This window comes from Psychrobacter sp. T6-5 (genome assembly GCF_052258485.2).
Classification (GTDB): Bacteria; Pseudomonadota; Gammaproteobacteria; order Pseudomonadales; family Moraxellaceae; genus Psychrobacter.
Genome location: NZ_JBQQEY020000001.1, coordinates 97,052 through 118,877, shown reverse-complemented (window position 1 = coordinate 118,877; position 21,826 = coordinate 97,052). Strand labels below are relative to the sequence as shown.

Here is a 21,826-nt window from a genome sequence, read left to right as displayed (position 1 = left end):
AATGGCAGATAAGACCGTCAAAGAACTGGCAGAAATGGTAGGCAAAACTACAAGTGCTGTAAAGCAGCAATTAGTAGATGCTGGCCTGCCTGCTCGCGCAGAGGATGACTTAGTCACCGAGCTTGAGCAAGAAAAGCTGGTGACGTATTTAAAACAAAGTCATGGTCAACAAGAAAAGCGTCGTATTAGTCTGAAGTCTAAGACCACTAGTACCGCGCGTGTGACTGGCTCTTCAGGCAAATCTAAGAGCGTCAATGTTGAAGTGCGTAAAAAGAAAGTATTCGAAAAGCCTGATCCAGAAAAAATGGCTGAAGAACTAGCAGCGCGCGAGCAGGCTCTCATTGAGTCTCAAGAACGTGCCGCCAAAGAAGCCGAAGAACGTGCCGCTACTAAGAAAAAAGCGGAAGAGCGTCAAGCAGCAACTTTAGCAGCGATGCGTGCAAGTCTAGGCTCTAGCAAAAAATCAGACGACAAAAACGATGATATCTCTACCTCAGTTGTCGTTAAAAAAGGCGGTAAAGCGAGCAAAGCCACTGTTGAAGTTAAGCCTAAAGAGCAGCCAAAGAAAAAAGTTGCTGCTACGAAGCCTAAAGTGGAAACCGCTGCTGAGCGTAAAGCTCGCGAAACGCGTGAGAAAGAAGAAGCGCGTCTGCGTGAAATCGAATTAGAGACTCGCCGTACTCAGGCTGAAGAAGCGCAAAAGCGTACACTTGAGCAAATGCGTAAAATGGCTGGTAAATATACTGACCGTGAGCCTGTTACTGAAGTACGTAAAGATGAACCATTGGCTGAAGGTCTGGTCGGTGATGCGTTAGAAGAATCATTTGAAAAAGAGCGTCGCGAAATCAAACGTGGTGCAAATAGCACTGGTACTCGCGGTCGTCGTCGTAAGAATCAAGATGAGCGTGAGATCAAAAACCGTAAAAATGGTTTGCGTTCAACACAAGCATCACAGCATAAGTTTGAAAAACCTGTCGAAAAAATCGTCTATGATGTTGAGATTAGTGAGCAAATTTCAGTTGCTGATCTTGCTCAGCGTATGGCGGTTAAAGCTCGCGAAGTAACCAAATTGCTCATGAAAATGGGCGAAATGGCTCGTGAATCAGACACGATTGATCAAGCAACTGCTAGTTTACTGGTTGAAGAGATGGGTCATAACCCAGTACCAGTCAGTGACACTAAAGTGGAAGACGATCTACAAGACGCCGTTGACGAGCGTAGCAGTAACGTTCAAACACGCCCACCAGTAGTGACGATCATGGGTCACGTCGATCATGGTAAGACATCACTGCTTGATAAAATTCGTGAAACGAAAGTTGCGAATGGTGAAGCGGGCGGTATTACTCAGCATATCGGTGCTTACCACGTAAAAACCGAGCGCGGTGTTATTACTTTCCTTGACACCCCGGGTCACGCGGCCTTTAGTGCGATGCGTTCACGCGGTGCTCAGGCGACTGATATTGTTGTACTTGTCGTCGCAGCTGATGATGGCATGATGCCACAAACGGCAGAAGCGATTGATCATGCACGTGCTGCTGGTACGCCGATTATTGTCGCTATTAATAAAATGGATAAGCCAGGCGCTGATCCTGACCGTGTTCTGAATGAATTGACAACAAAAGAAGTCATCTCAGAAGAGTGGGGCGGTGACACACCGATGGCACGTATCTCTGCCAAAACTGGTGAAGGTATTGACGATTTACTAGAATTTATTAGCTTACAAGCTGAGCTAATGGAGCTAGAAGCGCCACTAGACGGTGCTGCACAAGGCGTGGTCATTGAATCAAGACTTGAAAAGGGTCGTGGTCCTGTTGTTAGTGTCCTAGTTAAGAAAGGCACATTGAAGCAAGGCGACTTGGTTCTAGCTGGTGAGCATTATGGTAAAGTTCGTGCACTAACTGACGAGCATGGTCAACGTATCAAGTCGGCTGGTCCGTCTATCCCTGTAGAGATTTTGGGCTTGCCTGAAACACCTGCTGCTGGTAGTGAGTTCCTAGTTGTAACGGATGAGAAAAAAGCCCGCGAAGTTGCGGACTTTAGAACCAACCGTGAGCGTGAGCGTCAACTGGAACGTCAGAACGCCATGCGTCTAGAGAGCATGTTCGATCAGATGGGTCAAGGCGATGTGTCATTCTTGAACATTGTATTGAAAACAGACGTACGTGGTTCACTTGAAGCACTACTAGCTGCCCTAAACGAGTTGTCTACTGATGAAGTAAAAGTCAGAGTCATCAGTTCAGGCGTTGGTCCTATTTCTGAGTCTGACGTAACACTTGCAGAATCTAGCGAAGCGGTATTGTTAGGCTTTAACGTCCGTGCAGATGCCACCGCACGCCGTAAAGCAGATACAGCTAACATGGATATTCGCTACTATAGTGTCATCTATGGTTTGATCGATGATGTGAAATCTGCAATGAGTGGCATGCTTGCTCCTGAACATCGTGAGAAAATCCTTGGTGTTGCAGACGTTCGTGAAGTATTCCGCTCTAGTAAGTTTGGTGCGGCTGCTGGTTGTATGGTGGTTGAAGGTACAATCTATCGCAACAAACCTATCCGCGTATTGCGTGACGACCAAGTTATCTTTACTGGTCAATTGCAATCATTGCGTCGCTATAAAGAAGACGTCAATGAAGTACGTACTGGTATGGAATGTGGTCTGGCCGTTCGTGGCTATGATGTTGAAGCTGGCGATAAGATCGAAGTCTTTGAAATTCAAGAGTTCGCCCGTACTATCTAAAGCCGCTGTTCGATAGCAGAGTATGTAGCAATGCAATATGCCGAATGTGCTGAGCATGTTAAATACTCTGTCGATATTCAGCTGTACTTAGGCCTATCAGGTACACCCTGCTAGGCCTTTTTTAGCAAATATCATTACTACATTTTTTAGCAAACCGTTCTATATATTAATAACAATAAGCCCATTAAAGTAAGGTAACAACATGAACCAACGTTTACAACGCTTATCCGATCAGATCCAGCGTGAGCTTGCTGTTCTTATTCGTGATGAAGTCAATGATCCTCGTCTGACAGGTTTCGTCACAATCTCCAGTGTCAAAGTTAGCCCAGATTTAGGCTATGCAGATATCTATGTCACTATCATGGAGCCTGAGCTCAATGATGCCATGACTAAGACCAATCACGAAGAAAGCGTCAAAGTACTGAATAAAGCAGCAGGGTTTTTGCGTACGGAGCTGAGCCATAGCCTAAAAACACGTACTACGCCGCGTCTACGCTTTCACTATGATGAAGTGACTGCTCGCGGTAACTACATGATGGACTTGATCAGCAAAGCCGTCACTAAAACTGAGCAAAACGAGAATGACGAGTAAGTTATTATTATGTCTATAGCGTCTAAGCAACCTGATAAAAAAGCCAGCAAAGCACCTGAAAAAATAAAAGTTTCAGGGGTTATCTTGGTAGACAAACCCAAAGGTATGACTTCACAGCAAGTTGTGTCAAAAGTGAAGTATTTGTTTAAGTCACCGATACACGATAGCAAAAAGGCTGGTCATACTGGTACGCTTGATCCGATGGCAACTGGTTTACTGCCGATTTGCCTAGGTGAAGCGACCAAGTTTAGTCATTATCAACTGGATGCTGACAAGTCTTATCAAGCAACGATTTTACTTGGTAGTCAAACAGATACGGGTGATGCAGACGGTCAAGTGGTGGCACAATCCGCTATTCCAGCATTTTATGATGCTTCATTGGCTACTATTGCACGTCAGTTTCTGGGCGCTCAGCAGCAGATACCACCAATGTATTCAGCATTAAAAAAAGATGGCAAAAAACTGTATGAGTATGCCCGTGCTGGTATTGAAATCGATAGGCCACCGAGAGATATCACTATTAAGGCTATCGAGCTGCATGCGATTGATGATATACAGATTCGTTTGACAGTCACTTGTACCAAAGGGACTTACGTACGTGTGTTAGCAGAGGATATCGCGAAAACATTGGGTACGCTTGGACATTTAACGGCATTGCGTCGCACGCAAGTCGGTAATTTTAGTATTGATGAGTCTATTGCCCTATCGACTTTAGAAGAGAAAGACTTAGATAGCCGACACTCTCAGTTATTGCCTGTCGATGCGTGCATTGATATCGACGCTGAATTGATATTGACTGAAGAACAATGCTCGCGCGTACATATGGGACAGCGCTTAAACGTATCCGATAGCTTGACAGGTAAGCTTAGAGATTATGTTGCAAGCAATGCTGCTTATCAAATATCCAATGGTAGTGAAGCAGAAACTAATACTGTTGGTTCTGATATTGGTATTGAAGACAGCATTGACATCTCGCAGCCTTTAGAGCACGAGCTACCCGTTGATATACGCTTGCTAAATGAGCAAGGAGTATTTCTTGGATTAGGGGCCGTTAGCCTTAATGGTCGATTACAGCCTAAAAAATTGATTCAGCGCTGATAATAGAGTGATTGCTATAGCTAATCTGTTAACTGAAGCCTATTCAATTTACTAATAGTTTACACTAATCACATACCGTCACATTTTATTGCAGGTTTCACCTATGGTGAAACCTGTTTTTTTTGTACAGTAGATACACCAGCTAGGGAAGGCTGGATCAAAAACAAAATGGAAGAATGACATAACAATAGAAAATAAGAACAAGAAAACATGCAGAAAGGATATTCTTTAATAAGAAAAAATACGTCAGAGGATGACTATTATCAACGCAACAATCATTTATCAAATAATAATAAACAACAAAAATTATAGAATAATAATAAATTCGATTATAAAAGCCCAAATATAAATAAACAGAAACAAGTATAAATAGAAAAGGAATATCATGAAAACGATCGCTTTTTTACTACATAATAACTTCGAGCAAGCAGAATACGAAGACGTTAATAATCAGTTAAAGGACAGAGGTTATAAGACCCTTCTGATCACTACTAATGAAGGCAAAGAAGTGCAGGCTATGCAGCAGGATGTAGATAAAGGTGATACCTTTACTGCTGATATTTTCGTAAAAGATGCAAATGTTTCTGATTATGATGCACTAGTATTACCAGGTGGCACGGTTAATGCGGATACGATTCGTGGTAACAAAGAAGCTCACAAGATCATCAATGCCATCAATGATGCAGGTAAACCATTAGCTGTCATATGCCATGCCTCTTGGGCACTTATCAACACAGGTATTGCTCAAGGCAAAACACTGACTGCCTATCACACGCTGCAAACCGATCTAGAAAATGCTGGTGCAACGTACGTCGACAAGACTGTACAAGTCGATGGCAATTTAATTACTTCGCGTAATCCAGATGACATCAGTAACTTCGTTGATGCCATTGATAAAGCATTATCTTAAATTTTTCTTCATCTATCTAAAGATGGAAAATTAAAAATTCTCAACTATTTATAACTACAATTAAGGAAAATATTATGTCTAACTCTAACCCAAACGATACCAAACTTGAGCAACAACGTGCTGAATCGGCAACCGCCGCTCTTAAGAGTCAAACTGAAGATAACCATACTGAAAACAGCGAAGCAGCAGCAGACCGCATTGCTAGCAATGTAGAAAATGCTAAAGAAGAAAAATAGTATTTCTGTGTGTCATTTACTTTAGAATGGCACAGTTGCATTTGGTTTTAGCTTAGTAGCAATAATTATCTTAGTATCAGTAACTGTAAAGTAGATATTTCGAAAAATAATAATGTAGGAGCTAACATGAGTAATTCGAAAGATAATATGGACGCGCAAGAAAAAGAAATTCAGCAATTATCAGAAGACATTAATCCTAGTGAGGATGCTACTCCTGATAGTTTGGCAGAAGTCACTACAGCGTCGCCACTTGACGATGACGAGCTAGGTGGTAACGCGACACAAGACGATGTCAACAAATAAGCAAATCTAGTGATCTGTTGATGAATTGCCTTCCTATTAAGGCCAAAGCCAAATTTACAAGTTTTATGAAAAACTGCTGATAGTTCAGCAGTTTTTTGTTATAATTGCCCTCACATTTAAATCAGGTTTTGAATAATGTATGTTGGTTAGATCGACACCTTAATTAGGTATTGGCTTTGACTAATATAACGCATACGTTCAAACGTGTTAAATGGTCGTTATCTTTAACTGAACTTGTCGTACACTAGGTCAACTCTAGTAATGCAGGGTTGTCCTGAATGGCGCGCAAGTTATTTTATTTATTATTCTATTGCTTTTAATCTGACTCAAATTGTAGTCTGTTTTTAAAGTTTTTAGCATTGCCGGAGATATTTATGCTAACTAATACCGATCGTGAACAAATCATCGCTCAATACCAACGTGGCGAAAATGACACGGGCTCCCCAGAAGTTCAAGTAGCTTTGTTGAGCGCTCGTATCAACGATTTGCAAAACCATTTCAAAGCACATAAAGCTGACCATCATAGCCGTCGTGGTCTTATCCGTATGGTTAACACGCGTCGCAAATTGCTTGATTACCTAAAAGGTAAAGATCTTGGTCGCTATACCACTCTTATCAGCCAGTTAGGTCTACGTCGCTAATCTAACGACAATAGTACGAGTGGGTGATAAAATAAAAGACGCCATTATATGGCAGAATTTTAAAATTTTTGCTAACCGCTTGGAACTTGTTTGTTGTTATCGATAAAATAGATTTTTCTAAAAACGGTGTGGAATAGTTTCACGCCGTTTTTTTATGCTTATTCATTTTGAAAGCTATATTTAGATAGCACCATTTGTCTAAAACACATCAAGGTCGACAAACATAAGCGACCAAAAATAGTGATAATGATGCTGATTGGGCGTTAAAATTAGTATTTCCTATCGATAACGGCCCTGTTCTGCAATTAATTGGTCAATGGCTATAAATCACTGTAAAATAATGCCTTGTGAGTTCGATAGTATATCTACTGAATATATAGCGACTACTGATAAAGTACTTGTCTCTTGGCTTACTGCGTAAATCTCTGATTCTTAAAAGCGTAGAAATAGCCTAGACGGTTTTTAGCGCCGAAGTCTTTTGACTTAATGTCTGTTTGATAGTATTTATAGTAAAGCCAAAATTGAACGACCAAATATATATAATAGTACGATGTCTAGCACGAAAAGATATATGAAATAATTAGGTAAAGTTATTGGCATTGATTGAGATGATTTCTAATAGAGAGATTGTCAGTTAATGACCATATACACAGAATTTTAATGACAGATATCAAGTTTTTTGAAGCTGATATCACTTTTGTCAGTCAACATTAGGAAGATTATATGACAATGTTTAATACCATTAAGCGTGAATTTCAGTACGGCGACCAGCAAGTCGTTATCGAGACAGGACGTATTGCTCGTCAAGCAAACTCTATTTTAGTACACATGGGCGGCGTGACCGTACTTGTCGCAGCAGTCGTAAAATCAGAGGCCAAAGAAGGTCAAAACTTCTTTCCATTAACCGTAAACTATCAAGAAAAAATGTATGCAGCGGGTAAAATCCCAGGTGCTTACGGCAAACGTGAAGGCCGGGCGAGCGAGTTTGAAACGCTAACCTCTCGCTTGATCGACCGTCCGATTCGTCCGCTCTTCCCTGAAGGTTATGTAAACGAGATTCAAATTACTGCCACCGTTGTATCATCAGATAAAACGCAGTCTGCAGACATCGCTGCATTAATCGGTGCTTCAGCCGCATTGGCTATCTCTGATGCGCCATTCAATGGCCCTGTCGCTGCCGCTCGTGTTGGTTTTATTAACGGCGAATACGTACTAAACCCAACGACTGAGCAGCTTGAAACCAGTGATCTAGATTTGGTCGTGGCTGGTACTAAGTCTGCGGTATTGATGGTTGAGTCTGAAGCAGCTGAGCTGTCAGAAGATCAGATGCTAGGTGCGGTATTATATGGTCATCAGCAGCAGCAAATCGTTATCGATAATATTGCATCAATGGCAGAAGAAATTGGTACTGCTAAGCAGCAGTATTCTGCTCCTGAGCGTGATCAAGCACTTACCAGCAGCATGAAAGAGCAGTTCGGTGAGCAAGTTGCGGATGCATACACCATCACTGATAAGCAAGAGCGCTACACGAAGCTTGATGAGATCAAACAATCAATCATTGATACACTTGCTGGCGATGCTGAGTCAGAAGCTTATGCCGATACTGTGTCTGAGCTAAAAGAAATCTACAACGACCTTAAATATCGTACCGTTCGTGACAATATCTTGTCAGGTAAGCCACGTATCGATGGTCGTGATCTTGAGACGGTTCGTGCACTTGACGTACAAGTGGGTGTTCTACCATATACACATGGTTCAGCGCTGTTTACCCGCGGTGAGACGCAAGCATTGGTTACAACCACGCTTGGTAACAGCCGTGACGTCAACATGATTGACTCATTAGGTGGCACGATTCGTGACCATTTCATGTTGCATTATAACTTCCCGCATTTCTCAGTGGGCGAGACAGGCCGCGAAGGTATTCCAAAGCGTCGTGAAATCGGCCATGGTCGCCTTGCACGCCGCGGTGTCCAAGCGATGCTGCCAGATAGCGAACGCTTCCCATATGTGATCCGTGTGGTATCAGAAATCACTGAATCAAACGGTTCATCTTCTATGGCGTCTGTTTGCGGTGCAAGCTTGGCGTTGATGGATGCAGGCGTACCATTAAAAGCACCCGTTGCTGGTATCGCGATGGGTCTGGTTAAAGAAGGTGAGCGCTTTGCTGTCTTGTCAGATATCTTGGGTGATGAAGATCATCTAGGTGACATGGACTTTAAAGTAGCTGGTTCTAAAAACGGTATCACTGCACTACAGATGGATATCAAAATCGAAGGTATTACCCCTGACATCATGGAGCAAGCGCTTAAGCAAGCCCACGCTGGTCGTATCCATATCTTGGACGCAATGAACCAAGTATTGCCTGAGAGCCGTACTGAAATCAACGCTCATGCACCGAACTATGCTGTTATCGAAATCAACCCAGACAAGATTCGTGACGTTATCGGTAAAGGCGGCGCAACCATCCGTCAGCTAACCGAAGAGACTGGTGCGGTTATCGATATCGATGACGCTGGTACTATCCGTATCTTTGGTGAAAACAAAGCAGCGACCAAAGCCGCTATCGGTAAAATCGAAGCAATAACTGCTGAAGTTGAAGTTGGCAAAACTTATGAAGGTACGGTTGCTCGTATCGTCGACTTTGGTGCATTTGTGAATGTTTTACCAAACACTGATGGCTTAGTACATATTTCACAAATCGCAGAAGAGCGCGTAGAAAATGTATCTGATTACCTAAAAGAAGGTCAAGTCGTTAAAGTGCTTGTGCAAGACGTTGATAACCGTGGTCGTATCAAGCTAACTATGAAAGGTATTGAGCAGAACTAAGGCTCAGTATTTGATATAGTTTAAGTAATAAAAAGCCGCCTTGGATGCTCTTATGAGTGCCCAAGGCGGTTTTTTTATGGGCGCAAAAAAATGATGATGATCTAGTTAAAAGTCACTTATAAATCGATATTTTTGGGCATATGGATATCGATACGAAGTTTTGGTAGGTCTTGTAAGTGCTCGGTCAATAATGGCAACGTATCAGTCTGCCAATCTAGAGGTAGCGAATTTATACTTTCATTTTCATTAGATATAGCATCGCGTGGATTATCGGAGATAAGCGGACGAGCGAGTAGCGCAACTCTGCGTATGCCTTGGTAGCGTATGAGCGGAATTAATTGCTGCTGCAGGTCGATTAAAGCTGCGATGAGCCAACGCGACCGCGCAGGATGGTATGGGTGGTTTGATACAACAAGGTTGGCTATATAACTTGGTTGATTGCCGTTACTACTGATGCCAAGACCAGCTTGCTCACGTGTGCGCTTGTGCAGTAAGCAGCTGCCAACACTCAGACTGCCATCACGGCACGCGCTATGATAACGATGATAGTTATCAGGAAATAATGTTTTAGCTCGCGCGAGCACAGGGTCTAGAATGACACCAGCGTTATTGACAGGTAAAACAAGCAGCTGTGCATTGCTATTCAAAATAGAGGCATGTGTGAGTTGCAGAATTGCCATTATAGACCTCTTTGTGAAAATCCTGCGTTTATTGTGTCTCTGTATTAGCAGGGCTATCCGCTTCTAATTGTGCTATCTGCTGTTCAAGTAGAGCGATTTGTTCGGCTTTCATATCGGTTAGCTGTTTATTCATTGCTAATTGCTCCGCAGCCAACTTTTCTTGTTCAGCTAAGCGTTTACGTTCGTCCTCTAAACGATCAATTTCTTCTTTGGCTAAGCTGTCTGTCTTTGGCAACGGCGCATTTAAAATAGCTTTAGGATTTGGCGTTTCAACACGCTTATCGTCGCTTGCACTGGCGCTTTCATCAGTGGTAATGCTGTCAGTGAGTACAGTATCAGGCTCATCAGTTATGACGTCTAGAGTTGAAGCCGCTTGAGCCGCCTCGGTTTGCTCATTCATCGTAGGTGGTTCACTGACAGGTAAAACCACTTCTGGCTCGGGTTTTACCCAAAGTAAGTAACCAATAGCAATGAGTATCACCGCAAAAATAAGGATAATCCAAACGCGTCGGCCTGCTTGCGCAGTTTTTGCTTTAGAAGGCTTGGTCGATACAGGGCGCGTTTTTTTACGGTTCATATTATGATCAATTGATGGCAAGAATATAAGTAGACCTACTATAACAAACTCAAAATAAAAAGCCTATCTATTGATAGATAGGCTTAAGTCAGTATTAAATAGTGAGTTGCTTAGGTGGTAGTCTAGAAACAACACTGGATAACTAGGGTTTGAACTTGACTGTACCACTGGTGCCTGTTGTCATGGCATCGCGAGCAAGCTGATCCTCAAGATGGTTTTTGGCGCTGATGGCATCAGGGTCAGGGCGATGTTCCGAATGTCCACACTTTGTGCATTCGATGTATTCATCTGGTGCTGGCGTGACGATATTTACCTGCACCACAGCGTCCATCTCTTGGCATTTTGGACAGCGCACCCCTGCTAAAAATCGACGCTTAGGGCTTGATGACTGATAGCGCATTTAGATAGCCTCGCGTGTCGTTTGAGCATTGGCAGCATCAGTATTTTTTGCATCAGTGAAACCGTTATGGCGTAGCAATGCATCTATGCTCGCACTACGGCCACGGAAGTTTTCGAAATTGATTTTGGCTGGAAAACTGCCACCAACAGACAAGATCGACTCGCGAAAAGCTTTACCCGTTGCTGGGTTAAAAATACCATCTTCTTCAAACTTACTAAAGGCGTCAGCTGATAGCAGCTCAGCCCATTTATACGAGTAATAACCTGCAGCATAGCCACCTGCGAATATATGACTGAAGCCATTAGCAAAGCGGTTATAATCAGGTATTTGCATGATAGCGATATCGCTACGCACGGCATTTAGTGTCGTCAAGATACCCTCATAATCAAGTGCTGGTGTATGAGCGTGAATCAGCAAATCAAACAATGCAAACTCGATCTGGCGCAGCGTTTGTAGGCCGCTTTGGAAGTTTTTGACAGCCAATAGCGCATCAAGTTTGTCTTTAGGCAATGGCTCACCAGTGTCGACATGACTGCTAAGAAGGGCAATGCCTTCAGCATCCCAAGCCCAGTTTTCCATAAACTGACTAGGAAGCTCGACGGCATCCCATTCGACGCCATTGACCCCTGCGACATCACCGACCGTCACTTGGGTTAACAAATGATGTAAGCCGTGACCGAACTCGTGGAACAAGGTCAACACTTCGTCATGAGTCAATAAGCTCGGCTTGCCATCAAGTGCAGGCGTAAAATTGCCAACCATGAAGCAAACAGGTAGCTGCTGATGGTTTTGTTCCTCATAGCTATAACGAGACTGAAAACCACTCATCCATGCACCGCCGCGCTTACCACTGCGCGCAAATAAGTCAAAGTAAAACCCGCCAATCAAGCGATCATCAGCGTCAAACAGCTGATAAAAGCGCACATCATCGTGCCAGCGTGATACGGAATGGCCATCTGCACCCTCATGACTTTGCTCTTGTACTGTAATACCGTATAGACGTTCGACGATGGCAAACAAACCGCTAGTCACTTTTGGCAGTGGGAAGTAAGGACGAATCTCTTCTTGCGACAAGCTAAATTCACTTTGCTTTACTTTTTCAGCGATATAGGCGCTATCCCAAGGTTGTAATTCATCAATACCATAATCCTGCGCACATCTCTGTAACTGTGCTAAATCTTTCTGCGCGGCTGGGGTCGCTTTGGCCGCCAAGTCACGTAAGAATGTTTCTACTTCTAAGACACTGTCTGCCATCTTAGTCGATAGGGATACTTCAGCGTAATTATCAAAGCCTAGTAAATTGGCCTTTTGCTCACGTAAGGTGAGAATTTGGCTCATGATGTCGGCATTGTTTAGTGACTCACCTTTAGCATTAGTATGCGTATCAAATTCAGAGGCGCGCGTGACATAAGCGTGATACAGCGTTTCCCGTAAGCTGCGGTCATCAGCGTGGGTCATCACCGCTAGATATACAGGAATGTTCAAGCTTGCCACATAATAAGGCGTCGGGAGCGCATCTATATCGGTTTGACTCAGGGTGCCATTAGCAAGCTCACGAGTCTTGTACTGTTCACCTGCATCTGCCAACAATGCCAAACCGCTCTCCGTTAAGCCTTTTAGCTGACTTTCTTCTAAAGGCAATGCAAAGGCTTGGGTTGCATCCAAGATATGATCTGAGAATGTCGCAGATAAGGTAGATAGCTCACTTTGAATAGCAGCAAATTTGTTTTGCTCAGCCTTAGGTAATGCCACCCCTGATAACTCAAAGCTACGTAGTGCCAGCTCAATCGCCCGCGCACGTGCAGGCTCAAGTGCCGCAAAAAACTCGGTATCATCAACGATCGTTTGATAGCGGGTAAAAAGTGGCTGATGTTGACCAACCCGCGTTCCATAAGCTGATAATTTGGGCAGCAACTCGTGGTGGACATGACGAATCTCATCGTTACTCATCACGCCATTGAGATGCGATAAGATTCCCCAGCTACGATCTAGCGCTAGATTGATATGATCAAACTGCATCACATCTGCCAGTGCTTGCTCAGCGCTTAATTTTGCAATGTTAGTACTATTATCAGTCACCGCCGTCAAGTTATCTAAGAAGCTATTGGCATCGTCGATAGCATTGATGACTTGGGTTTGTAATGTACTTGGCGCAGCATTGGTAAAATCAACAAGGCGCAAATCTGAAGAAGGAAGAGTCATAAAGGTATCCGATATTAATGATTATTATGAAAGAAACATTGGACAAACGTAGCTTTTAAATCGCGCTTGATACGAGCTAACTTTGCGACGTACTACGATTCGCGCCATTTAAAATTTATATTTAGTTATATAAAAGATGGGTTCATTTAGTCAAAATGCAACCTGAGTACTTATAAACTGAGAGTGAATGCTTAAACTAAAAGTGAATGCTCAAAGGAAACGACAAATAATATAGTAAGCTGAGATATTAGAGATCTTTAACAATACAGATTGCTCTACTTACAAAGTGCTATCATTTGCTTGCAAATTAACCCTATAGCGAATGAGGGGTAGCTGTTAGCATCAATATAAAGGAATTCAAAAATTGTACGCCGATCAGGTGTACGGATAAAGCATGGACAAAAACTATTGATGAATTGATAGCATGATTTGTTGTTTACCGACAATGATCAGAGCTGCTATTAGTAAGAGATAAGGCAAGATGCCCTAACATTGTACTCATAAAAGAATGTATAAAATCGAAAGTAAATGATAATAAAACAAGGAGCAATATATGAAAGCGACTCTTAAAAGCTTACGTGAAACCAAAGCCAATCCAGCGGTAAGTATCTTTGTTAAGACTCACCGAGCACATCCAGCCAACGAGCAAGATCCTATCGCTCTAAAAAATCAGTTGAAAGTTGTCGAAGATCGCTTAAACAAAGAATATGATAAGAGCACAGCGACGACCATCTTAGATAATATCCATGCAAAGACTAAAGAATTAAATCATAACTATAATCTCGATACTTTAGCGATATTTGCTAGTACAGATGATGTGCAAATCGTCCGTATGCCAATCGATACGACGGAGCGCGTTGTGATATCAGACAGCTTTGCTACCCGTGATTTAGTGCGTGATATGGCCAGTGCGGTACATTACTACACGGTTGTCCTAACCCGCGATAATTCTCGTCTGATTGAAGCATCGAATGATCGCGTCATTAGAGAGTTTGATAAAGATGATGACATACAAAACAACATGGAAAACATCCAGTTCCCTGTTGAGAACAACGGGCTATATACCACAGGTGACGGCGGATCAGATCGCTCATCAAATAATGAAAGTAGCCACTTAAAAGAATACTTTAATCAAGTCGATAAAAGCGTACAAGAACTATGGGGTGAGCATAAGATGCCACTCGTGATCGTTGGTGACGCCAAAAACATTGGTTACTATAAAGAAGTCTGTGATCGTCCAGACAACATCATTGCTACCGTGTCAAATGCCACTAATTTAGAAGACGGCAGCGCTCAACATATCATCGATAGTGTACAAGAAGCGGTAGAAGAATATCGTACATCATTACATCATGCTGCTCTAGGCGAAATCGATAAAGCCCGCGGTGCAAATATGCTGCAGACTGATTTACAAGAAGTATATCGTAGTGCATTCCAAGGCGCTGGCGAGACCCTCTATGTACGTCGTGGCTATATCCAATCTGCCAAAATTGATGAAAAAGCGCAAACTCTAAGCCTTGCAAGCGATGCTAGCGCAGAAGGCGTGACTGATGATGCAATCGGTGAAATCATCGAGCATGTTATCCATAATGGTGGTGAGGCTGTATTTATGCCACAAGATATCATGGGCGAAGATCAACCAATTGCGTTGGTCACTCGTTATTAATTTAACGATGATCTAACAATGACATCTAAGCGCGATATTCATTTATGAATTAGCCATTAATAATGCATAGGTGTAATATGAGAGCATTGGTTCAATATGAGCCAGTGCTCTTTTTATTTCTGTCATTACTATCACTATGGGTGTTATCGTAGCTGAGCTATTGATTTTTACTCCATAAATATTGAGCGTACAATTAATCAAATTATGACTACCACCACCTCTTTTGTTTTAACCAGCTATAACATCCATAAAGGCATGTCACCCCTAAACCGTCAGGTGAAAATGCAAGGCATTGCTCAAGCGCTAGAAGCTGTGGGTGCAGATATATTGTGTTTGCAAGAAGTGCAGGGGCAAAACCTCAAACGTAACATGCAATATAATGAGTACCCCAATCAATCACAGCATGAGTGGTTTGGTGAGTTTTTAGATCTAGAAAATAGCTATGGCAAAAATTCAGAATACGAGAATGGTCATCACGGCAATGCCGTATTAAGCCGATTCCCATTAGACCCAAAACACAACGTCAATATTACTGTTAATAGGCTGGAGCAGCGCGGTGTCCTGCATTGTGAAGTGCAGCCTATCGGTTGGGAGCGGCCAGTCGTGGTGCTATGTGCGCATCTAAATTTATTTGAGCGCGATCGTATCAAGCAATATCAGGCCATCAGCGATTATGTGAAAAATGAGATTGCACCCGATCAACCGCTCATCTTGGCAGGCGATTTTAACGATTGGAAAAAAATGTCTTGCGACAAACTGGCTACTGAGCTTGGCATGATAGAAGCATTTAAATATTGTCATGGCAAATTGCTACCGACGTTTCCAGCAAGACTGCCAGTGCTCAGTTTAGATCGTATCTATCTGCGTAATTTGGTCGTCAAAGACGCATGGGTACATAGTGGAAAGCCGTGGTCATCACTCTCGGATCATTTGCCGATTAGTGCAGAACTGATGCTGCCTTAATACTTTGTAGTGATTTGCTCGGATGCACTGCCTTGATAATCTATCGAGACTAAAACATTTTTTTAGCAAAAATACTATCGACTACAATTGCCCCTTATGAAATAGTCACCTAACGTAAGATAAATAGTAACCATGCCCTAATAAACAAAATATAAGGATATTCTGCAATGGCAACGTCAGCTACTAATGACAATAATCAGCAACCTCAACGCCCCAATACCCAGCACGCTGCACTAATACGTGAATTTGGTGAACCAGAAGTAATGATATATCAGGATGGTGTCGATATTCCTGAATTACAGGACGATCAAGTATTGGTCAAAGTCGCCTACGCCGGTATCAATCCTGTCGATTATAAAACCCGCCAAGGTAAAGGCTGGGGCGCAGAAAATATCCAAAAACAAAAATTTGACAACGACCAGCCAGCTATTTTAGGGTTTGATGTATCAGGTACAGTGGTTAGTAGTAATAGCGATGCGTTCGCTGTTGGGGATCGCGTTGCCGCCTTGACCTTCACTGGTGGTTGCTATGCGCAATATTTGGCGGTAGACACCAAAATGCTCGCGAAAGTGCCAGAGAATGTCACGTTAAAGCAAGCAGGGGCATTGCCGTGTATCGGACAAACGGCGATACAGTTTGTAGATTTTGCTGACATTCAAGCAGGTGAGCATGTCGTAATCAATGCACCAGCAGGCGGTGTCGGTCATTTATTAATACAGCTATTAATGGACAAAGTGAGCCGTGATGATATCAAGGTCACCGTTATTTGCTCACCAGAAAAATATGCCAAGCTCGGTGAGCTTATCGATACCGACAAGCTGGCAGGCTGGATTGATTATACCAAAGACGAAGCGTTCCCTGACTTGCAAGCCGACGTGCTGCTTGACTTAGTTGGCGATGAAGCCGGTGTTCGCGCGCTCGGTGTGCTCAAATCGGGCGCGCGTGTGAATGTGTTGCCAACCATTTGGGTCGATAAGCTCAAAGAAGCTGGCAAGGAGAAAAACCTAGAAGTATCCGGGTATAAAGCGCAGCGTAGTGGTGATGATATGGCGCGTGTTTTACAGCAAGTTGCTGATGGCAAGCTGATCTTAAAAATCCAAAAAATATATCCACTCTCTGAGGTTGTGGCCGCTCATCATGAATTACAAAAGGGCGATGCATTCGGCAAAATCGTCCTTGCTGCTTCTGAATAAGGGGCGTTAACCGGTTTTTTAAAAATCATAGGATTCTTTACGTACTTCATAAAACTCTACAAGAACGGTGTCTCTGACAACACAACAGGCCTACTCTCTAATGTTGTCTGCTGTAGGATAGTGAGAGACACACTGATAAATGAAGTAATAACAAAGGATGTTATATGACTATGAATAAAGACATTGAGAATAAAGATACAGAAAATAAAAAAACAGACGAAAAAGTAACGGATCATGTCGCCTATGAAGCGCAGGTACGTGAAGAGATAGAAGCATGGAAAAATCCTGATAAAGGCGTTTTGGATAAAGCTTTTGCGGTCCTTAATACGCCTCTTGTCGCGGCAGGTGATGCATTAATGGACATGCCGCAATTTGGCGATGCCTTGAAAAAAGCAACTGAGCAAACCATCAGTACTTTGAGTAATGCTGCCAATTGGACATTGAACACTCAAGACATTATTGATAGCTATCAAGAAGATCCTGATATTGAAGGCTCGTCAATCAAGACGCTTTCTGATATCAAACATCTACCAATTGCGGTTGTCGATAAACAAGTCAAACTTCTCAAAAGTAAATATGTCGCGCTCACCAGTGCGCAAGGCGTAACCACAGGAGTGGTTGGCTGGGTAGGTATTCCTGCTGATGTCGTTGGTCTTATCACTGCCAATCTACGCGCTATCGGAGAGTATGCGACTTACTATGGCTTTGACATGAATGATAAAGGCGAGCAGTTGTTTGCCATGTCTTTGTTGGCGGTGGCTACTTCTGCCTCTGCTGAAGCGCGCAAAGCAGCACTGGATGATACCCGTGCGATGATTAAAGATCCAAAAACGCAGGCATTTAATCAGATTAATGAAGAGGTCATGTCGCGGGTACTGCGCCAAACAGCAACCAAAGTGGCGACCAATATGGTCAAAACGAAAGCAGCGCAAATCATTCCTGCGGTGGGTGCAGTAGTGGCAGGTGGTGTTAATGCCAGCTATACGGCCAATGTCTGCGAAGCGGCGCATCAATGCTACCGTGAACGTTTTTTAGATCGCATTGCATAGGTAACCGTTTACTCAACATGACCATGGTAGTTTTAGCGTGCAAGCATTCGGCGAAAGGTTAGGCTAATTCGTCCAGCATCGACAGTTTTTGTTTTAGTGATAGTATGTTTCCAAAGGGTTTGTGTATCACCGTGCATGACAATTAATTGACCAGACTCAAGATAAAGCGCGACTTTATCTTGGGTTTTTTTGTGCTTAAAGACAAACTTTCGGGTGGCACCAAGGGATAAAGAGGCAATGATTGGTTGATGACCGAGCTCTTTTTCATCATCGGCATGATAGCCCATACCATCAGTGCCAGTTGGATAGTAGTTGAGCAAGCAGGTGTTAAAATGCGCCTCAATACCCATTTTTGCCAAAGATTTTTCTACATGTTGTTTCACGTGGAACACTATATCTGACCATGGAACTGTTTGTCGCGTGTGCCCTGAATACTGGTAATCTGCCTCCGTGTCTCCCATCCAGACAATTTGGCGAGTCGTCACATGAGTTTTACCAAATAACGTCACCATATCTGATTGCCAAGGCAACTCATTTAGCAACGTATCGTATAGGGCATTGGCATCGTCTATGACTATGCCTAAATCATTTACATCACCATCATAGGGCAATATATTATCTGTGGGTGCAGGCGCAAAAAGGTCAGTCATAGATCAATAGTTATCTCTCATTATCTGCTGCGTTGATAATGCTCGTGAATGATCTGAGCACAAAGTTTGGGCGCTTCCATGGGCAGCAGGTGACCATAGTCTAGCAAGGAGATGATGCTGTTATCAGGCACAAATTTTTGCCATTGCTGTCTTACCTTATCATTAATGAATAAAGTAGGCTTACCGGTAATCAGCGTGTAAGGACAGCGCAGTTTTTTGAGTGCGGCATCGATATGAGGCGCACCAAAATAGTTGGCCAGCTCTTGCTCTGGAGCAAACATCAAGCTGTAGCTTCCATTTGGATTTTTGCTTAAGCTCTGTTCGGCAAAGACCTGCAAATGCTCGTCACTGATACGTCTATAAGCACGCTGCGCACGCAAGTTTTCATAATAAGCATCGACACTCGGCCACGTAGATTGCCGATTTACTGTGCTTTTGAAAGGCTCACGGCTCAGTAGGATAGAACGCGGTAACAGATTATATAAGGTGGCTTGGTTTTTAGTGAATGTGACAGGCTCTATCAGGTAAAGCTGTGAAAACAGCTCTGGACGTTTGGCTGCTGCCATGGCTGTGGCGGTTGCGCCTTGTGAATGTCCGATACCGACGACAGGGTTATCTTGTGTTTTTTCTAAAAACTCAATAAGCAGGTCAGCATCTTGCTCACGCGTCAGACGACGGCTTTGCGGTTTGTCATACCAATAGCCACGCAGGGCAAGTGAGCTGATATCAAACTCAGTTGCCAGCTCATTTAGCAATGGCGTATAGGTGCCAACAGTGAAACTATTACCACCATAAAAATGCGCGGGTGTGCGGCGATGGTTATCTGATTGAACTGACTGATTGAGCTGGCCAAGATGATAGTAACGTGCTTTTTTACCATCAAGATCGATGCTGTTTGTAAATGCTTCCATAAAATAAACACTTCCTTGTGATTTATTTTGACGGGTCTTAGTTGTCTTCACCTAAGAAACCACCGCTTTGACGTTGCCATAATTTAGCATAGACGCCATCGCGTGCGAGTAGCGCCTCGTGACTGCCTTGTTCAATGATGCGCCCTTTGTCCATCACTACGAGTCGATCTAGTGCCGCAATGGTCGATAAACGGTGGGCAATGGCAATCACGGTTTTGCCAGTCATCATGTCGTTTAAGCTTTCAGTAATAGCAAATTCGATTTCAGAGTCAAGGGCACTTGTGGCTTCATCAAGTAGCAAAATTGGTGCATTTTTGAGCATCACACGAGAGATGGCGATACGCTGGCGTTGACCGCCTGAGAGTTTGACGCCGCGCTCACCGACCTGAGTATCAAGGTCAGTATTGCCTTTGTCATCGCTTAAGTCTTTAATAAAGTCCCAAGCTTGCGCTTGCTTAGCGGCTTTGATGATGTCTTCGTCAGTAGCATCGGGGCGACCATAAGCGATGTTTTCACGAATGGTGCGGTGCAACAGCGAGGTGTCTTGGGTTACCATACCAATTTGCTGACGCAGAGATTCTTGGGTGACCTCATCAATCGCCTGTCCGTCAATACAAATTTTGCCACTATCGACATCAAAGAAGCGTAGTAGTAAATTCACCAAGGTTGATTTACCAGCGCCTGAGCGTCCGACCAGACCAATTTTTTCACCTGGTTTGATGTCCAAATGAAAGTCGTCCAACAGTTTGACGCGATTGGTTGCCAATGCAGTAGCTGCGGTTTTTGCCTCATCGACACGCGCCCCTTCATCATCGGCAACGCCAGCATCATCTTCATAGCCAAAATCAACATGATCAAAGATAATGTGACCGTCGGTGACCGTTAGTGTTTGCGCATTAGGCTTATCGACGATTTTTTGCGGTGCTGATAGAGTACGCATGCCGTCTTGTACCGTACCGATACTCTCAAACAAGCTGGTAGTCTGCCACATGATCCAGTGTGTCAAACCATTTAAACGCAGTGCCATAGCAGTCGCTGCGGCAATCGCACCGACACCAACATCGCCTTGTTGCCACAAATACACACCGATAGCTGCAGTCGAGCCAATCAGAGTCACACTGATGGCATGGTTGACGACCTCAAGATAGCTGACCCAGCGCATCTGTGCATGTACGGTGCCCAAAAACTGATTCATCGCGTATTTGGCATAACTCAGTTCGCGCTGCGAGTGGCTAAATAGCTTGACCGTCATGATATTGGCATATGCATCGGTGATGCGCCCTGTCATCAAGGCACGGGCATCCGCTTGCACAATGGCCGTACGTTTGAGCTTTGGAATAAAGTACCACATGGCAAGCCCAAACAGCACAAACCAAACCGCAAACGGAATGAGCAGCAAGCTGTCCAGATTAAATAAAATCACCCCAGTAGTGACAAAATATACCACCACATACATCATCATATCCGTGATGGTCATCACCGTATCACGCACCGCAAGTGCAGTCTGCATCACCTTTGCTGAGACACGTCCTGAAAACTCGTCTTGATAAAACTGCATGGATTGTCCGAGCATGCGGCGGTGAAAACGCCAGCGCATTTGCATCGGAAACACGCCCTGAATGACCTGAAAATGTATCAAGGAGGACATGGCAATCCAAAAAGGACTGAGGATCAAGACGGCAAACATCAGCAGCAGCATATCGCTTTTTTCTGCCCATAACGTCTGCGGGGTATAAGCACCCAGCCAATCCACCAAGTTACCAATCCATGCAAACAGCATGGCTTCATAGACCCCGACGCCAGCGGAGAGGATCATGAATAAGAACAGCCAGCCGCGCAGACCATGCGTACAGGCCCACAAAAATCTCAATAACCCCTTACGAGGTAATGGCATAGGCGTTTCAGGAAAGGCGGGGAGACGGGATTCGAAAAAGCGAAATAGAGCGTTCATAGGCGGCAATAATACGTCAAACCAGAGCGGTTTTGAGTCGTTACTTATGTTAATAAAATAGCAGGGTATTTTAGCAAAACTTGGCAATCAGGCATGCAGTAAATTGTAATTTGCCAAATATGAAGCTCGTTAATGCAGCATTGATAGGCATGATAACTGTAGAGATAATGACAAATAGATTGCTGTAAAAAATATATTTTGTTACCTTCTAAACCTCAACTTCCTCAGACATTCAAATATT

Annotated in this window: 19 protein-coding genes; 12 read left to right on the top strand and 7 right to left on the bottom strand. The window is 43.5% G+C overall.

The genetic code is table 11. From position 1 onward, the window contains the following. The first annotated feature begins 1 nt into the window (after position 1). From infB to pnp, 8 genes are all read left to right on the top strand, one after another. Positions 2-2,737: a translation initiation factor IF-2 gene (gene infB / locus ACTXGK_RS15105; RefSeq protein ID WP_201599477.1), complete on the top strand. Its 2,736-nt coding sequence runs from the start codon at positions 2-4 to the stop codon at positions 2,735-2,737. Between the two features lie 202 nt (positions 2,738-2,939). After that, positions 2,940-3,329: a ribosome-binding factor A gene (locus ACTXGK_RS15100; protein WP_058023606.1), complete on the top strand. Its 390-nt coding sequence runs from the start codon at positions 2,940-2,942 to the stop codon at positions 3,327-3,329. A gap of 9 nt (positions 3,330-3,338) precedes the next feature. Then, positions 3,339-4,427: a tRNA pseudouridine(55) synthase TruB gene (gene truB, locus ACTXGK_RS15095; protein WP_443514745.1), complete on the top strand. Its 1,089-nt coding sequence runs from the start codon at positions 3,339-3,341 to the stop codon at positions 4,425-4,427. Positions 4,428-4,812: 385 nt separating this feature from the next. Continuing rightward, positions 4,813-5,337 (top strand): type 1 glutamine amidotransferase domain-containing protein, encoded by a 525-nt coding sequence (locus ACTXGK_RS15090; RefSeq protein WP_443514744.1) that lies wholly within the window; start codon positions 4,813-4,815, stop codon positions 5,335-5,337. 74 nt (positions 5,338-5,411) lie between these two features. Then, a complete protein-coding gene (locus ACTXGK_RS15085; protein ID WP_371531728.1) occupies positions 5,412-5,573 on the top strand; it encodes a hypothetical protein in 162 nt (53 codons plus the stop codon). A gap of 126 nt (positions 5,574-5,699) precedes the next feature. Continuing rightward, entirely contained in the window at positions 5,700-5,876 is a 177-nt protein-coding gene (locus ACTXGK_RS15080) for a hypothetical protein (protein WP_443514743.1), read from the top strand. A 374-nt stretch (positions 5,877-6,250) separates the two neighbouring features. Then, positions 6,251-6,517, top strand: coding sequence for a 30S ribosomal protein S15 (gene rpsO / locus ACTXGK_RS15075; protein ID WP_045443035.1), 267 nt, complete (start codon positions 6,251-6,253; stop codon positions 6,515-6,517). A 723-nt stretch (positions 6,518-7,240) separates the two neighbouring features. Continuing rightward, positions 7,241-9,343, top strand: coding sequence for a polyribonucleotide nucleotidyltransferase (gene pnp, locus ACTXGK_RS15070; RefSeq protein ID WP_443514742.1), 2,103 nt, complete (start codon positions 7,241-7,243; stop codon positions 9,341-9,343). A gap of 116 nt (positions 9,344-9,459) precedes the next feature. On the opposite strand, the gene ACTXGK_RS15065 is transcribed toward pnp, so the two are convergent. The 4 genes from ACTXGK_RS15065 to ACTXGK_RS15050 all read right to left on the bottom strand — a co-directional run bounded on the left by ACTXGK_RS15065 (position 9,460) and on the right by ACTXGK_RS15050 (position 13,202). After that, positions 9,460-10,023: a hypothetical protein gene (locus ACTXGK_RS15065; protein ID WP_443514741.1), complete on the bottom strand. Its 564-nt coding sequence runs from the start codon at positions 10,021-10,023 to the stop codon at positions 9,460-9,462. Between the two features lie 28 nt (positions 10,024-10,051). Further along, positions 10,052-10,600 carry a hypothetical protein gene (locus ACTXGK_RS15060; protein WP_443514740.1) on the bottom strand — a complete coding sequence of 183 codons (549 nt, stop codon included), beginning with the start codon at positions 10,598-10,600 and terminating at the stop codon, positions 10,052-10,054. 142 nt (positions 10,601-10,742) lie between these two features. Next, a complete protein-coding gene (locus tag ACTXGK_RS15055) occupies positions 10,743-11,000 on the bottom strand; it encodes a YheV family putative zinc ribbon protein (RefSeq protein WP_201602607.1) in 258 nt (85 codons plus the stop codon). Next, positions 11,001-13,202 (bottom strand): M3 family metallopeptidase, encoded by a 2,202-nt coding sequence (locus ACTXGK_RS15050; protein ID WP_443514739.1) that lies wholly within the window; start codon positions 13,200-13,202, stop codon positions 11,001-11,003. A 553-nt stretch (positions 13,203-13,755) separates the two neighbouring features. Here ACTXGK_RS15050 and ACTXGK_RS15045 point away from each other — a divergent pair. From ACTXGK_RS15045 to ACTXGK_RS15030, 4 genes are all read left to right on the top strand, one after another. Continuing rightward, a complete protein-coding gene (locus tag ACTXGK_RS15045; RefSeq protein WP_443514738.1) occupies positions 13,756-14,868 on the top strand; it encodes an AOC03_06830 family ribosome hibernation factor in 1,113 nt (370 codons plus the stop codon). A 204-nt stretch (positions 14,869-15,072) separates the two neighbouring features. Further along, positions 15,073-15,831, top strand: coding sequence for an endonuclease/exonuclease/phosphatase family protein (locus tag ACTXGK_RS15040; protein ID WP_443514737.1), 759 nt, complete (start codon positions 15,073-15,075; stop codon positions 15,829-15,831). A 167-nt stretch (positions 15,832-15,998) separates the two neighbouring features. Further along, positions 15,999-17,024 carry an NADP-dependent oxidoreductase gene (locus ACTXGK_RS15035; protein ID WP_443514736.1) on the top strand — a complete coding sequence of 342 codons (1,026 nt, stop codon included), beginning with the start codon at positions 15,999-16,001 and terminating at the stop codon, positions 17,022-17,024. Positions 17,025-17,188: 164 nt separating this feature from the next. Further along, positions 17,189-18,073, top strand: a complete 885-nt coding sequence (locus tag ACTXGK_RS15030; RefSeq protein WP_443514735.1) for an EcsC family protein — start codon at positions 17,189-17,191, stop codon at positions 18,071-18,073. Between the two features lie 32 nt (positions 18,074-18,105). On the opposite strand, the gene ACTXGK_RS15025 is transcribed toward ACTXGK_RS15030, so the two are convergent. The 3 genes from ACTXGK_RS15025 to ACTXGK_RS15015 are packed head-to-tail and all read right to left on the bottom strand — an operon-like array spanning position 18,106 to position 21,585. Continuing rightward, entirely contained in the window at positions 18,106-18,723 is a 618-nt protein-coding gene (locus ACTXGK_RS15025; protein ID WP_443514734.1) for an alpha-ketoglutarate-dependent dioxygenase AlkB family protein, read from the bottom strand. A gap of 20 nt (positions 18,724-18,743) precedes the next feature. Then, entirely contained in the window at positions 18,744-19,634 is an 891-nt protein-coding gene (locus ACTXGK_RS15020; RefSeq protein WP_443514733.1) for an alpha/beta fold hydrolase, read from the bottom strand. Positions 19,635-19,671: 37 nt separating this feature from the next. Next, entirely contained in the window at positions 19,672-21,585 is a 1,914-nt protein-coding gene (locus ACTXGK_RS15015; protein WP_443514732.1) for an ABC transporter ATP-binding protein, read from the bottom strand. Positions 21,586-21,826: the final 241 nt, after the last annotated feature.

Coding starts and splice junctions, on each gene's coding strand:
- ACTXGK_RS15050 (WP_443514739.1), bottom strand. CDS start 13,202: ATGACTCTTCCTTCTTCAGATTTGCGCCTTGTTGATTTTACCAATGCT.
- pnp (WP_443514742.1), top strand. CDS start 7,241: ATGACAATGTTTAATACCATTAAGCGTGAATTTCAGTACGGCGACCAG.
- ACTXGK_RS15100 (WP_058023606.1), top strand. CDS start 2,940: ATGAACCAACGTTTACAACGCTTATCCGATCAGATCCAGCGTGAGCTT.
- infB (WP_201599477.1), top strand. CDS start 2: ATGGCAGATAAGACCGTCAAAGAACTGGCAGAAATGGTAGGCAAAACT.
- ACTXGK_RS15085 (WP_371531728.1), top strand. CDS start 5,412: ATGTCTAACTCTAACCCAAACGATACCAAACTTGAGCAACAACGTGCT.
- ACTXGK_RS15045 (WP_443514738.1), top strand. CDS start 13,756: ATGAAAGCGACTCTTAAAAGCTTACGTGAAACCAAAGCCAATCCAGCG.
- ACTXGK_RS15040 (WP_443514737.1), top strand. CDS start 15,073: ATGACTACCACCACCTCTTTTGTTTTAACCAGCTATAACATCCATAAA.
- ACTXGK_RS15035 (WP_443514736.1), top strand. CDS start 15,999: ATGGCAACGTCAGCTACTAATGACAATAATCAGCAACCTCAACGCCCC.
- ACTXGK_RS15060 (WP_443514740.1), bottom strand. CDS start 10,600: ATGAACCGTAAAAAAACGCGCCCTGTATCGACCAAGCCTTCTAAAGCA.
- ACTXGK_RS15020 (WP_443514733.1), bottom strand. CDS start 19,634: ATGGAAGCATTTACAAACAGCATCGATCTTGATGGTAAAAAAGCACGT.
- ACTXGK_RS15065 (WP_443514741.1), bottom strand. CDS start 10,023: ATGGCAATTCTGCAACTCACACATGCCTCTATTTTGAATAGCAATGCA.
- ACTXGK_RS15025 (WP_443514734.1), bottom strand. CDS start 18,723: ATGACTGACCTTTTTGCGCCTGCACCCACAGATAATATATTGCCCTAT.
- ACTXGK_RS15015 (WP_443514732.1), bottom strand. CDS start 21,585: ATGAACGCTCTATTTCGCTTTTTCGAATCCCGTCTCCCCGCCTTTCCT.
- ACTXGK_RS15080 (WP_443514743.1), top strand. CDS start 5,700: ATGAGTAATTCGAAAGATAATATGGACGCGCAAGAAAAAGAAATTCAG.
- ACTXGK_RS15055 (WP_201602607.1), bottom strand. CDS start 11,000: ATGCGCTATCAGTCATCAAGCCCTAAGCGTCGATTTTTAGCAGGGGTG.
- truB (WP_443514745.1), top strand. CDS start 3,339: ATGTCTATAGCGTCTAAGCAACCTGATAAAAAAGCCAGCAAAGCACCT.
- ACTXGK_RS15030 (WP_443514735.1), top strand. CDS start 17,189: ATGACTATGAATAAAGACATTGAGAATAAAGATACAGAAAATAAAAAA.
- rpsO (WP_045443035.1), top strand. CDS start 6,251: ATGCTAACTAATACCGATCGTGAACAAATCATCGCTCAATACCAACGT.
- ACTXGK_RS15090 (WP_443514744.1), top strand. CDS start 4,813: ATGAAAACGATCGCTTTTTTACTACATAATAACTTCGAGCAAGCAGAA.